Consider the following 12,799-nt stretch of genomic DNA (forward strand, 5'->3'; position numbering starts at 1 on the left):
TGTTTACCTGCCGAGCGAGGACCCGTCAATAGCCGAAGGAGCCACAGATGGCCGAGTCAACAGCCGCGCCAGGCCGTTCGCCCCGGGTCCGTCCCGCTCGTCGACTCACCCTCAGCGAGGATGTCTACGAAACGGTCAAAGCACTCATTATGGATCACGGCATCCCGCCGGGCGACCGGGTCAACATCGACGCCCTGTCCCGCGAGCTGGAGGTCTCACCCACCCCGGTGCGCGAGGCCCTCGCCCGCCTGGAGTCCGACGGCCTGGTCCGCAAGCGCCCCCTCGCCGGCTACACGGTGGCCCCGCTGCTGACCCGCGCGGAGTTCGAGGAACTCTTCGACCTGCGCATCGTGCTCGAAACGGCCGCCGCCACCCGCGCCGCCACCCGCGCCCCCCTGGCCGCCCGGGAGCTGGCTCTCACGGGTGCGGACCTGGGCATGAGTCCGGACGTGGTGGACGGATACCGCAGCTACGCCGACTTCACCGCGCTCGACGCCCAGTTCCACGACAGCATCGCCGAACTGGCCGGGAACGCCATGCTCCGCGATGCCGTCTTCCGCCTGCACGCCCACCTGCACCTGCACCGACTGCACTTCCCGCAGGCCACGGCCGGCAACACCGGCGCCGAGCACGAAGCCATCGTCGCGGCGATCCTGGCCGGCGACGGTGACGCCGCAGCCACCGCCATGCACGACCACCTCGCGTCGGCGCGGGCCCGGCACCTGGCGGCCTTCGAGTAGCGAACACGCGTCGTCCCGACCACCAGCACCCCGCGCGGGCGGCCCTGCACGACAGGGGTCAGACCCGGACGCCGTGCCCGCACAGCCCGATCCGCGCCCAGGACCGGGTCTTGGGCCTTGCCGCCGCAGGCGTCCGTCTCGCTTGACCTCTTGCGCGTCAGTCCGGCAGCCAGTGCAGCTCGTGCGCCAGGGTTTTGGCGACGGCACGGATCCGGCGGTGTAGCGGCGACTGCTCGCGTGGGAGGACCAGGTGGAACGTCATGCTGGGCGCGCCCCGCAGCGGTCGCCAGGTGAGACCGGCCGGTTGTGCCGTGGCCGCGGCTTCTCCGGCCGGGGCGAGGGTGACCCCGTCGCGCAGGTCGCGCTGAGACATGTCGAAAGAGACTGCGGGCGTGTGGAATCGGGGGTGTGGTCGGGTGTCTCGGAACAGTGCGGACAGCTGATCGTGGATCACGGGGTTGGCCGCACGATCCGGGAGTCGCAGCGGATACGCGGCCGCGTCGGCGATCTCGATCTCCGGGTGTTCGGCCAGCGGATGGTGCTGCGCCAGCTGGACCCCGATGCGCGCACGCCGCAGCAGGAACCGGCGCACGCCACGGCCCGGTTGTTCACCGCGGGTGATCCCGGCATCGATGCGGCCGTCGGCGACCGCGGGGGAGATCTCCGGTGTCGCCATCGGGACCGCGCCGACCTGGAGCCCGCTGTTGCCGCGGATCAGTCTGTCCACCAGGGCCGGTGCCGTCTCGGCCCCGGCGCTGAGGCTGTATCCGATGCGCAGCGTGCCCAGTTCACCGGCCGCCGCGCTCCGGGCGGTGTCCCACGCCCGGTCCAGTGCCGCCAGCGCGGGCGGCGCGGATTCCGCCAAAGCCGCACCGGCCGTGGTCAATACGACGCTACGCGTGTTGCGGACCAGCAGGGCCGTACCGAGTTCCGCCTCCAATCGGCGCATCCGGGCGCTGAGTGCGGGCTGTGCGATACCGATCCGTGCGGCCGCGCGGGTGAAGTTCAACTCCTGCGCCAGCACCAGGAAGTACCGCAGGCTCACCGTATCCGGCGCCACGTGCCCTCCCTGCCGATTGATAACGAGCCGTTCTGAGTCTATCCCGTACCGGTCTTTCCCTCGACCGCACATCAAGCCCTAACCTGCGCATATGACGATTCCACTGACCACAGTACCCATCGCCGGGATCGACCGAACTGAGTGTCAATGCGGAGTCGGACCTGTCCGGCCGAACACAGGAGGTATCCATGGCTAACGGCTACTGGGTCAGTGTCTACCCCGCCATTTCCGACCCTGAGAGGTTGACCGCCTACGCCGAGCTGGCCCGTCCGGCTGTCCAGGCTGGGGGCGGGCGCACCCTGTCCCGTGGCGGTCGAGTCGTCGCCCACGAGGCCGGAATCACGCAACGCGTCGTTCTGATCGAGTTCGACAGCTTTGAACAGGCCGTCGCGGCATACGAGAGCGAGGCATACCAGAAGGCGCTGGTGGCCCTCCCCGACGGCGTCGAGCGCGACTTCCGCATCATCGAAGGCATCGACTGACCGGTGGGCCCAGCCATCGCTGAGCATCCGTCACCTGAAAAGCCACGGTGCTCACGAGACGAGTTCGCAGCTATGCCCCGCTGGCTGGCGGCGGTTCAGTGTTCGACGGCGTGGTCCTGGCGATCGGGATCGACGCCGGGCTGAGGAGGGCCTGCTGATCGCGCACAGTCAGTCGCGCTGTGGCAGTTCCTGTAGCGTCCAGGTGTTGCCGTCCGGGTCGTCGAACCGGACGAACCGGCCCCAGGCCTGGTCGTCGACGCCACTCGCGTCAACGCCAGCGGCCCGGAGCTGGGCCAGGGCTTCGTCGGCGTCCGGCACCACGACCTGGATCGTGTTCTGGCGTCCCGGTTCGAGGTCGATGCCGAGGTTCGTTCCGAACGCGATCGAGCACGCCGACCCCGGGGGCGTCATCTGCACGAACCGGAGCCCGTCGAAGGGCACCTGGTCGTGGTCGGCGTGGAACCCGATCCGGGCGTAGAAGTCCTTCGCGCGATCGACGTCGGTCACCGGTACGAAGATGAGTTCGATCTTCCAGGTCATGAGCTGCTGCCTTCCGTGTCTACGGTCCTGAACCCCCATAGTCCGCCAGCGGACGGGCGCGGGGCGCCGGAACCGGCGAGTCCGCTGCTCTCTGGCGGCCGGCCTCGGGACTCCCGTGGCCGGCCCGCGTGGTCGGTGTTTCTCCGCGTGGCCGGGAGCAACGTCGGTGGCGGCGCCGCCTGACCCTGGCCGGGCGAAGTCCGCGGCCCGGGCCGCTCGGGGACGACCGGTCGCGGGTCAGAAGGAGTTGCTGAGGAGCGCGGGGATGGCGAGCTGTTCGCGGATCTGCCTGGCCTCTTCCCTGTAGGTGTCTCCGTCGGATCCGTCGGATCCGTCGGCGAGGTCGGCGCGGAGGTCGAGCGCGATAGCCTCGACCCGATCCCGGGCGCCCGCGGTCGGTCAGGTCGACGCGTCCAGGTCGCTGAGCCGGCAGGTCTGCAGTCCCGCGAGGTCCGCGCCGTCGAGCAGCCGTTCCAGGATCTCGGCGAGCGACGTGCCGATCACCGGGATGTCCGCGGGCGCTTCCAGCAGCCGGTGCGGCGGATCCAGTGGGTGCGACCGGTCCGGGTTCTCCCCGATCCCGCATATCACCCAGTACGCGGCCGCGCTCGGGTGGTGGTGGTGGCCGACCGCGAGGCTGCGGCCGTCGGCGAACTCCGCGATCGCGGTGACCGGCACCTGGTCGCGCCGGACATGCTTGTGGTCGGCCACGGGCAGGACCCGCCAGCCGCCCTGGTTCCGAGCGGCCGCCGACCCGAACCGCCGGTACAGCGCCAGCGCCTCGGCGGACACCGCGTACGGCTTGAACCGGTTCGCGACCGGCGGCGTGGTCTCGTGCTCTGCGACGATCCGGTCGAGCACGTGGTCGATGTGGACGGTCGCGGGGAGCAGGTGCCAGCCGGCGACCGGCCGCAGTGCCCCGTCCGGGTCCTGGGCGATCCCGACCAACCCGGCGTGCAGCTCCACGGCACTGAGCTGGTCGAGGGTGCGGTCGTTGATCGTGATCCGCACCTTGGACAGCGTCGCGGGCACGCCGGCGCTGCTGATGCCGGGGCCACGGTAGGACCGGTGGTCGACGGTCAGGTCGCGGGGCTCGTCGAGGGGGAGCTCGAGGAGCGGGTTCGGGCGGTCGATGCCGCCGTCCTCCAGCAGGTACGGGTACAGCCGTGCCGCCCAGCCCGTGATCAGCTCGCCGCCGTAGGCGTCGACGGGGTTGTAGATCCGACGCCAGAACGCGGTGTCGACGTCGCCTGCGGCGGCTCGGACGAACTGGGCGGCGATCGGGGCGAGCGAGCGCCGCCACTCGTGCAGCCCGTACCGGTCGAGGGTATCGACGCGGTCGGCGATCCGCCGCCAGTCGGCGACCGTGCCGGTCAGGGTGACCGTGGGTATCCCGCACACGGCGACCATGACGAGCGCGAAGTAGGGCGAGTACACGTCGAGCATCACGACCCGGCCGGCGGTCCGGTCGACGGCGGTACTGGTGCTGAAGTCGCAGCCCGGCAGCTCGCCGACCTCGCCCTCCAGCAGGTCGGCGAACTGGTCGACGGCCCGCGACCAACCCGCCGCGTCCACCGGCACCGCAGTGACCGGCACGGTCAGGTCCCGGCGGCCCCGGTGGCTGACCAGGTGGTCGCGGAGCTCCTCGGCGTGCAGGCGGACGTGCTGGGCGACGCCCTGCGCGATCGTCAGCCAGACCGCGTCCGGGGACAGGACCAGGGGCCGGTGCTCGGCGAAGGCCCGGCCGACCGCGGCGAGCAGCGGATGCACTCCGCCCGGCGCCAGCACCCGCCGGTCGGGGTCGCCGCCGACGGCCAGTGCGCCAGGGCTGACTGAGCTCAGCGGCACGGTCGGCAGCGGGCTCGCCGCCGGGGTCACCTCATCCACCTGGAACATCACCACCGCGATGGTAGCCGTCGGCGGCCCCGCCCACCGACCCGTCGACCTGGCCCTCCCATCATGTTCATTCCCGGAAAGTGACCTCATCGACGCCGACCCCGACAACCCCGCCCAGTCGGTCGCCGACGCCTTCCTCACCACCACCTACGACCTCGACCGCACCGGGATGGCTGCCCCACCCTGGCGAGGACACGACGCCGCAGGCACGCGGCGGTGACGGCCTCAGGTCCTCGCCGAATCAAGGGCAAGCCCTCAAGCTGGCCCGGTGAGGTCGATGGCATCGAACTCACCGTGACCGACAAGCGCGACCAGGTGCTCCGCCAGCTGTCGTGTCCGCCCAGCCCTCGCCGAGTGTTCTCAGGCCGGGCGGGAGAACGCGGCGTCGAAGGACGCCGCAGGTGGCTCGATGAGGGTCAGTGCCCGGACGAAGGCGAGGGCGTCGGGGCCGCCGCGCAGCCGGTCCATCCCCGGGTCCTCCCACTCCACGGAGATCGGCCCCTGGTATCCGATGGTGTTGAGCATCCGGAAGCAGGACTCCCAGGGCACGTCGCCGTGGCCGGTGGACACGAAGTCCCAGCCGCGTCGCGGATCGCCCCAGGGCAGGTGCGAGCCGAGCCGTCCGTTGCGCCCGTTGAGTCTCCTGACCGCGTCCTTGCAGTCCACGTGGTAGATCCGGTCCCGGAAGTCGTAGAGGAACCCGACCGGGTCGAGGTCCTGCCAGACGAAGTGGCTGGGGTCGAAGTTGAGCCCGAATGCCGGCCGGTGTCCGATCGCCTCCAGTGCTCGGGCGGTGGACCAGTAGTCGTAGGCGATCTCGCCGGGGTGCACCTCGTGGGCGTAGCGGACGCCGACCTCGTCGAAGACGTCGAGGATCGGGTTCCACCGGTCGGCGAAGTCGACGTAACCCCGTTCGATCATTTTCGGGGGTACCGGCGGGAACATGGCCAGGGTGTGCCAGATGGACGAGCCGGTGAACCCGACGACGGTGTCGACCCCGAGCTTGGCGGCGGCCCGGGCGGTGTCCTTGATCTCGCCGGCGGCGCGTTGGCGGACGCCCTCGGGTTCGCCGTCGCCCCAGATCCTGGCCGGCAGGATGGCCTCGTGGCGCTCGTCGATCGGGTGGTCGCAGACGGCCTGGCTGGTGAGGTGACACGAGATCGTCCACACCTTCAACTGGTACCGGTCCAGTGTCTCCCGCAGGCGCGGCACGTAGGAGTCGTCGGCGAGAGCCTTGTCGACCTCGAAGTGGTCGCCCCAGCAGGCGAGCTCCAGCCCGTCGTAGCCCCACAGGGAGGCGAGCCGGCACACTTCCTCGAAGGGCAGGTCGGCCCACTGGCCGGTGAAGAGAGTGACTGGTCGCGTCATCGTGGGCCTCCGTGCGTCGGGTCGAGCGGCATGTGCGTGCGGGGGTCCTGGCCGGTCAGGCTCATGGGAGGCACGGTCAGCGTCCCTCCGTCGGGGTCCACGTGCTGTGGTTGGCCGCGCTGGCGGCGACCGCCGCGAGGACGTGCTGCACCTGGAGGCCGTCGGTGAACGAGGGGGCGGGGTCGGTGCCGTCGGCGATCGCGTGGACGAAGTCGCGCACCTCGTGGATGAACGTGTGCTCGTAGCCGATGAGGTGCCCCGGCGGCCACCAGGCGTCCATGTAGGGGTGCGTCGGTTCGGTCACCAGGATGCGGCGGAACCCGGCGCTGTCGAGGTCCTCGCTGTGGTCGTGGAAGGAGAGTTCGTTCATCGACTCGAAGTCGAAGGCGACGGTGCCGGCGGAGCCGTTGACCTCGATCCGCATCGCGTTCTTGTGCCCGGCGGCGAACCGAGTGGCCTCGAAGGCGCCGATCGCACCGCCGTCTAACCGTGCCGTGAACAGCGAGGCGTCATCGACGGTCACGGGTCCGCGTTCGACGCCACCGGTGCCAGACAACCCATGGGAAGACCGGGGGAGGGGCCGTTCGGTCACGAACGTGTGGTGCAGGGCGCTGACCCCGGTGATCCGCTGCCCGGTGAGGAACTGTGCCAGGTCGATGAGGTGTGCGCCCAGGTCGCCGAGCGCCCCGGACCCGGCGGTCTCCGCCCGCAGTCGCCAGACCAGTGGGAACTGCGGGTCGACGATCCAGTCCTGGAGGTACTGGGCCCGGACGTGGTGGATGGTGCCGAGCCTGCCGTCCTCGACCAGTCGTCGGGCGAGGGCGAGGGCGGGCACCCGGCGGTAGTTGAACGCGACCATGGACCGCTGGCCAGACTTCCGGGCCTGTTCGGCGGCCACGGCCATGGCGACGGCCTCATCGAGGGTGTTGGCCAGCGGCTTCTCGCATATCACGTGCTTGCCGGCGGCCAGGGCGGCGATCGCGATCTCCGCGTGGCTGTCGCCGGGCGTGCAAATGTCGATGACGTCGATGTCGTCACGTTCGACCAGTACCCGCCAGTCGGTCTCGGCGGAGATCCAGCCCTGCCGAGCGGCCGCGGCCAGCACTCCGTCGGGGGAGCGTCCGCACACCGCCGCGAGCACCGGCGCGCGCGGCAGGTCGAAGAACCGGCCGGCGGTACGCCAGGCGTGGGCGTGCGCGGTGCCCATGAAGGAGTATCCGACCATGCCGACGCGCAGCGGGGCGCTCACGCGAACCCGACGGGCAGGTACCGGTCGACGTTGTCCTTGGTGACGACGGCGGAGTAGGTGGTGACGGTGGTCGGGACCTCCTTCTCGACGAGGTCGCCCATGCCTCTGCCCTGGCCGATGAGCCGGGCGAGGGAGATCGCCGAGGACGACATGGAGGGGCTGTAGAGGACGGTGGCCTTGACGACGCCGTTGTCGGCCTTGATCTGGTCCATGACCCGGCGGGAGCCGGCACCGCCGACCATGAAGAACTCCTTGTCCCGGCCGGCCTGTTTGATCGCGGCCTCGACGCCGATGCCCTGGTCGTCGTCGTGGTTCCACAGGGCGTCGACTTTGCTGTGCGCCTGGAGCAGGTTCGCGGCGACCTCCTGCCCTTTCGCCGCGGTGAAGTCGGCGGCCTGGCGGTCGGTGAGACTCAGGCCGTTGGCGGCGAGTGCGTCCTTGAAGCCGCGGCTGCGGTCCTGGGTGAGCTGCAGGTTGTCGATGCCGGCGATCTCGAGGATGACGGGGCTGGTCTTCCCTGCGGCCTTGAGCCGGCGGGCGATGAAGGTGCCGGCGCTGACGCCCATGCCGTAGTTGTCGCCGCCGACCCAGGTCCGGTAGGCCAGTGCGGTCTCGAAGATCCGGTCGAGGTTGATGACGGGGATGCCGGCCGCCATGGCCTTCTGCGCGATGCCGGTCAGTGCCTTGCCGTCGAACGGGAGGATCACCAGCACGTCGACTTTCTGGTCGATCAGCGACTGCACGGCGGAGATCTGCTGGTTGACGTCGTTGGTGCCTTCCACGGCGTTGAGCCTGATGTCCGGGTAGAGCTTCGCCTGCGCCTTGGCGTTGGTGGTGATCGCGCCGATCCAGCCGTGGTCGGCGGCGGGGGCGGAGAATCCGATGGTGACGGTCCTGCCGGGGGAAGCGTTGTCTCCGGCCGGTGCGGCGGCGTTTCCGGACGGTGTCTGGTCGGTGCTGTTGCTCGTGCAGCCGGCGACCAACGCGCCGACGCCGAGCGTGGCCCCGGCGGTCAGGAGCGCTCTGCGGCCCAGTCGTGTTTCCATGGAGGGGACTCTCTTCTGTGAGGTCAGGTGGTGCGGGTGCCGCGGCGTTGCAGCAGGATGGCGGCGACGATGATCGCTCCCTTGGCGATGTGTTGCAGCGGCGTCGACAGGCTGTTGAGGATGAACAGGTTGGTGATCGTGGTGAAGACCAGGACGCCGAGCATCGAGCCGACCAGAGAACCCCGCCCGCCGGCCAGCAGGGTGCCGCCGATGACGACGGCGGCGATGGAGTCCAGTTCGTAGCCCTGGCCCAGGGTCGAGGCCCCGGTGTTCGTGCGCGCGGCCAGCATCACGGCCGCGATCCCGCAACACAGGCCCGACACCGCGTACAGGGTCAGGACGTGCCCGCGGACATGGAGGCCGGCCAGGCGCGCGGCCTCGGGGTTCCCGCCGATGGCCAGGGTGCGCCGGCCGAAGACGGTGCGGTTGAGCACCAGCCATCCGACCGCCACGACGGCCACGAGAATGTAGACGAGCCAGGGGATGCCGAGAAGGCGCTGCTGCGCGATGTCGGTGAACGCGGTGACGGTGACGAACTGCGACTTGCGGTCGGAGAGCTGTTCGGCCAGACCGTACCCGCCGGCCATCGTCGCGAGGGTGACGATGAAGGGGACGAGGCGGCCGTAGGCGACGAGTACCCCGTTGAGGATGCCCGCGCCGGTGCCGACCGAGACAGCGGTGAAGGCCATCACGTACGCCCCGTAGGACTGGGTCTGCGTCGTGGTCGCCCACACGGTGGCGACAGCGACGATCGCGCCGACGGACAGGTCGATGCCGCCGCCGATGACGACGAACGTCGCGCCGACCGTGACGACGCCGATGACGGAGGCGAGGGTGAGGATGTTGATCAGGTTCGAGGCGGTCAAAAAGTTCGCGGAGGTTGCGGTGCCGACGACGCAGAGCAGGGCCAGCACGCCCAGGAGGCTCAGGCTACGAAATCCGGCGGCCCGCAGCGCGACCACCTGTCGCGCCCAGATCGGAGACGTGCTCGTCGCGGGCTGGGCGCGGGCGACGTCGTCACCGCGCGCGGTGGCGCGTTCGTCGGAGACGACGGTGCCAGGGACGTCGGACGGGGCGGTGACGGGATGGTCGGTCCGGACGGGGGCTGGTGGCGGGACTTCGTTCACCGGTGACCGCCTTCCATGATCATGTCGAGGACGGCGAACTCGTCCAGGTCGCGGGGATCGGCCTCGGCGAGCACCCGCCCCTCCCGCAGGACGAGCACCCGGTCTGCCAGTCCCAGCACCTCCGGGATCTCGCTGGAGACGAGCAGCACCCCGACGCCGGAGTCGGCGAGCGCGCGGACCACGCCGTAGAGCTCCGCGCGGGCGCCGACATCGACTCCGCGGGTGGGTTCGTCGAGCAGCAGCAGGCGACAGCCCCGCAGCAGCCAGCGGGCGACCACGGCCTTCTGTTGATTGCCCCCGGACAGCGTCGCGACTGGCCGCCGGGGGTCGGCCGGGTGCAGGCGCAGCGCCTCGGTCTGCCGGGTGACATCCGCGAGCTCGCGGCGGCGGTCGATGCGTCCGAGGCGTGCGTAACGCGCAAGCGCGGGAAGGGAGACGTTGTGCGCGACCGACGCTTCCATCACCAGCGCCTGGCTCTTGCGCTCCTCGGGTGCCAGTCCGATGCCGGCCCGTACCCCGGCACCGGGGCTGCCGGGGCGGAGCGTTGCGCCGTTGACGAAGATCGTTCCGGAGGTGGCGCGGCGTGCTCCGAGGATCGTCTCCAGGATCTCCGAGCGGCCCGAGCCGACGAGTCCGGCGAGGCCGACGATCTCCCCGGCGCGCACGGACAACGTGACGTCCTGGAAGTGCCCGGCGAGGCTCAACTCCCGGACCCGCAGCAGTTCGGGAGTGTCTCGGGGCGGGGTGCGGCGGGGCGGGAAGGTCTGGGCGAGGGTCCGACCGGTCATCAGGCGCACCAGGTCGGCGGTCGGGGTCGCCTGGGCGTCCAGCCCGGTCGCGACGGTGCGACCGTCCTTGAGAACCGTGACCCGGTCGCCGATGTCGCGGATCTCGGCGAGCCGGTGGGAGATGTAGACGACGGAGACTCCGTCGGCGGTGAGGTCCCGCACGATCCGAAACAGGTTGTCGACCTCGTCGTGGTCGAGAACGGCGGACGGCTCGTCCATCACGATCAGCCGCGCGTCGCGGGACAGTGCCCGCGCGATCGACACGACTTGTTTGCCCGCCGCCGACAGCAGGCCGACCTCTCGGCCGGCGGGGATCTCCGGGTGCCCGAGGCGGTCCAGCAGTCTGTGCGCGGCGGCGCGCGTCACGGCCCTGCGGACGAATCCCCGTCGGGCGTGCTCGTGACCGAGGAAGATGTTCTCCGCCACGGTGAGCCCGTCGACCAGGTCGAGTTCCTGGTAGATGGTCGCGATCCCGTGGCGCATCGCGGCCGTCGGACTGGGCAGGGCCGTCGTGGTGCCCTCCCACTCGATGACGCCGGCGTCGGGACGGTGCGCGCCGGCGATCACCTTGATCAGGGTGGACTTGCCGGCGCCATTCTGCCCGAGCAGGCAGTGCACCTCGCCGGCCCGGACGTCGAGGTGCACCCCGTCGAGGGCGCGTACCCCGGGAAATTCCTTGACGATTCCCCGCATCCACAGCCGGGTCATCGGGTGGGGGCCGCTCGGCCCTGGTGGTGTGTCGGGTGTGCTCACTGGCCCTCCTCGGAGGACGGAGTCGAACTCGGTGGTTCGGCATCACCGAGTGCGTCTTTGCAGGTCGGGGAGCTCGTGCGCGAGGAATGTGTCGCAGTGGTCCACGACACATGAGTTCGTTCAGTGGTTGAACTTAGGGGCCGTCTCTGTACAGTGTCAAGGGTCATGACACCCAGAACCGGCACAGCTCCGGGCATGCGGCCGGAGCCGCCCGCCCGACAGGACAGCCTTCGGACGCGCAATCTGGCCCTGGTGCTGCGCCACATCGCCGACGCGCCGAAACCGTTGTCACGGGCCGAGTTGGCGGCCGCGACCGGGCTGACCAAGGCCACGGTGTCGACCATCGTGGACACTCTGGTCGAGGCCCGCCTGGTCGGCGAACTCGAACCACGCCTGACCCGCCCCACCGGCCGGCCCGCCATCGGGCTGGTGCTCGACGGCGGCGCGGCCGCAGGGCTCGGCCTGGAGATCAACGTCGACTACCTCGCCGCCTGTGTCGTCGACCTGGCGGGAGTCGTCCGGCACCGCGAGGTGGTGCAGGACGACCAGCGGGGCCGGACCCCGGAGCGCACCTGTGCGGCGCTCGCGGACCTGGCCGCGCGGGCGATCGACGTGGCGACCGGACTCGGACTGACGGTCGCGGGCGCCGGTGTCGGCGTGCCGGGGCTGGTCGACGGGCCGGCCGGGGTCCTCCGGTTCGCCCCCAACCTGGGCTGGCGGGACACGGACGTCCGCGCGTTGCTCTCGCGGGTGCCCCGCCTGGGCGGTCTGCCCATCACCCTCGACAACGAGGCCAATCTGGCGGCTCTCGGCGAGTTGTACGCCGATCCTTCAGCGCCGCCCGACTTCATCCACGTGTCCGGCGAGATCGGCGTGGGGGCCGGGATCGTCGTCCGCCGCGAGCTGTTTCACGGCACCCGCGGCTGGAGCGGCGAGATCGGACATGTCGCGGTCGACATGGACGGGCCCGCGTGCGGGTGCGGCGCCCACGGTTGCCTGGAACAACGGGCCGGTCAGGAGGCCATCCTGCGGGCGGCCGGGCTCTCCGGCGCTGCGGTGACCTCCATGGGTGGGCAGGCGACCGTCGGCCGGATCGTGGCCGCGGCCGAGCGGGGGGACGCCCGGACCTTGGCCGCGCTGCGCGACGCCGGCCGCGCCCTCGGAGTCGTCGTGGCCGGCGCCGTCAACCTGTTCGACATTCCGGCAGTGGTCCTCGGCGGCATCTACGCCCCGCTCGCGCCCTGGATCGCCCCGCAGGTGCGACGCGAGGTCGACCTGCGCGTGTTGTGGGCGGCGTGGTCGCCGGTCGAGGTCCGGGTGTCCACGGCCGGGGCCGACGCGGCGGTCCTCGGTGCCGCCGGCAGCGTCACCCACGCGATCCTGCGGGAACCCGCGGACTGGATGCGCCGCCGGGCTCAGGTCGGCGGTCCAGCGCGCTAGCCGGAAACCCTTGGGCATCCACTGTGCTGTCCGGCGACTGGCTCCAGCGACGGTGATTGCCCTGAAATCTGTGTGCCATTGTGTTCGAATCCGTTGACTGACCGTTCGTGTTGTGTTGGAGTCCTCGTTATCCGAACGGCGATGGACATCGGCATCCGTCAACCATTTCGGGGTCTCGGGCCGCTCGACCGACATCGGACGGCCACAGTTTCGGCGAACGCCCGCTGATCGCACAGTGGACGTGCGCAGCTCCGCTCGGCTGTCCCCGCGTCGTGGCTGTGGACGGGGCCGAGTAGGCCGACCTTCCCGC

Annotated in this window: 12 protein-coding genes; 4 read left to right on the top strand and 8 right to left on the bottom strand. The window is 70.7% G+C overall.

The features are described from left to right. Positions 1 to 149: 149 nt before the first annotated feature. Positions 150 to 740, top strand: a complete 591-nt coding sequence (locus IW245_RS01455) for a GntR family transcriptional regulator (RefSeq protein WP_231398617.1) — start codon at positions 150 to 152, stop codon at positions 738 to 740. Between the two features lie 157 nt (positions 741 to 897). Here IW245_RS01455 and IW245_RS01460 read toward each other — a convergent pair whose 3' ends face one another. Further along, a complete protein-coding gene (locus IW245_RS01460) occupies positions 898 to 1,800 on the bottom strand; it encodes a LysR family transcriptional regulator (protein WP_197001389.1) in 903 nt (300 codons plus the stop codon). 188 nt (positions 1,801 to 1,988) lie between these two features. Here IW245_RS01460 and IW245_RS01465 point away from each other — a divergent pair, with 188 nt between their 5' ends. After that, a complete protein-coding gene (locus tag IW245_RS01465) occupies positions 1,989 to 2,282 on the top strand; it encodes a DUF1330 domain-containing protein (protein ID WP_197001390.1) in 294 nt (97 codons plus the stop codon). Between the two features lie 168 nt (positions 2,283 to 2,450). On the opposite strand, the gene IW245_RS01470 is transcribed toward IW245_RS01465, so the two are convergent. Both IW245_RS01470 and IW245_RS01475 read right to left on the bottom strand, forming a co-directional pair. Next, positions 2,451 to 2,822 carry a VOC family protein gene (locus IW245_RS01470; protein ID WP_197001391.1) on the bottom strand — a complete coding sequence of 124 codons (372 nt, stop codon included), beginning with the start codon at positions 2,820 to 2,822 and terminating at the stop codon, positions 2,451 to 2,453. Between the two features lie 399 nt (positions 2,823 to 3,221). After that, on the bottom strand, positions 3,222 to 4,718 hold the full coding sequence (locus IW245_RS01475) for a DUF4419 domain-containing protein (protein WP_231399155.1): 1,497 nt from the start codon (positions 4,716 to 4,718) through the stop codon (positions 3,222 to 3,224). A 10-nt stretch (positions 4,719 to 4,728) separates the two neighbouring features. Between IW245_RS01475 and IW245_RS01480 the strand changes: the two genes are divergently transcribed. Further along, entirely contained in the window at positions 4,729 to 4,938 is a 210-nt protein-coding gene (locus IW245_RS01480; RefSeq protein WP_197001393.1) for a hypothetical protein, read from the top strand. Between the two features lie 140 nt (positions 4,939 to 5,078). Here IW245_RS01480 and IW245_RS01485 read toward each other — a convergent pair whose 3' ends face one another. The 5 genes from IW245_RS01485 to IW245_RS01505 all read right to left on the bottom strand — a co-directional run bounded on the left by IW245_RS01485 (position 5,079) and on the right by IW245_RS01505 (position 11,004). Further along, positions 5,079 to 6,086 carry a sugar phosphate isomerase/epimerase family protein gene (locus IW245_RS01485; RefSeq protein ID WP_197001394.1) on the bottom strand — a complete coding sequence of 336 codons (1,008 nt, stop codon included), beginning with the start codon at positions 6,084 to 6,086 and terminating at the stop codon, positions 5,079 to 5,081. 76 nt (positions 6,087 to 6,162) lie between these two features. Further along, the gene (locus tag IW245_RS01490; protein ID WP_233473160.1) at positions 6,163 to 7,335 is read right to left on the bottom strand and encodes a Gfo/Idh/MocA family protein; all 1,173 of its coding nucleotides are present in this window, start codon (positions 7,333 to 7,335) and stop codon (positions 6,163 to 6,165) included. After that, positions 7,332 to 8,381 carry a substrate-binding domain-containing protein gene (locus IW245_RS01495; protein WP_197001395.1) on the bottom strand — a complete coding sequence of 350 codons (1,050 nt, stop codon included), beginning with the start codon at positions 8,379 to 8,381 and terminating at the stop codon, positions 7,332 to 7,334. Before IW245_RS01495 ends, IW245_RS01490 begins: the two co-directional genes overlap by 4 nt. A gap of 23 nt (positions 8,382 to 8,404) precedes the next feature. Further along, a complete protein-coding gene (locus IW245_RS01500; protein WP_233473161.1) occupies positions 8,405 to 9,508 on the bottom strand; it encodes an ABC transporter permease in 1,104 nt (367 codons plus the stop codon). Continuing rightward, on the bottom strand, positions 9,505 to 11,004 hold the full coding sequence (locus tag IW245_RS01505) for a sugar ABC transporter ATP-binding protein (protein WP_197008266.1): 1,500 nt from the start codon (positions 11,002 to 11,004) through the stop codon (positions 9,505 to 9,507). The genes IW245_RS01500 and IW245_RS01505 overlap by 4 nt, the downstream gene beginning before the upstream one ends. A 210-nt stretch (positions 11,005 to 11,214) precedes the next feature. On the opposite strand from IW245_RS01505, the gene IW245_RS01510 reads away from it, so the two are divergent. Continuing rightward, on the top strand, positions 11,215 to 12,489 hold the full coding sequence (locus IW245_RS01510; RefSeq protein WP_231398619.1) for an ROK family transcriptional regulator: 1,275 nt from the start codon (positions 11,215 to 11,217) through the stop codon (positions 12,487 to 12,489). Positions 12,490 to 12,799 lie beyond the last annotated feature (310 nt).

The organism is Longispora fulva, from assembly GCF_015751905.1.
In the GTDB taxonomy this organism is placed as follows: domain Bacteria; phylum Actinomycetota; class Actinomycetes; order Mycobacteriales; family Micromonosporaceae; genus Longispora; species Longispora fulva.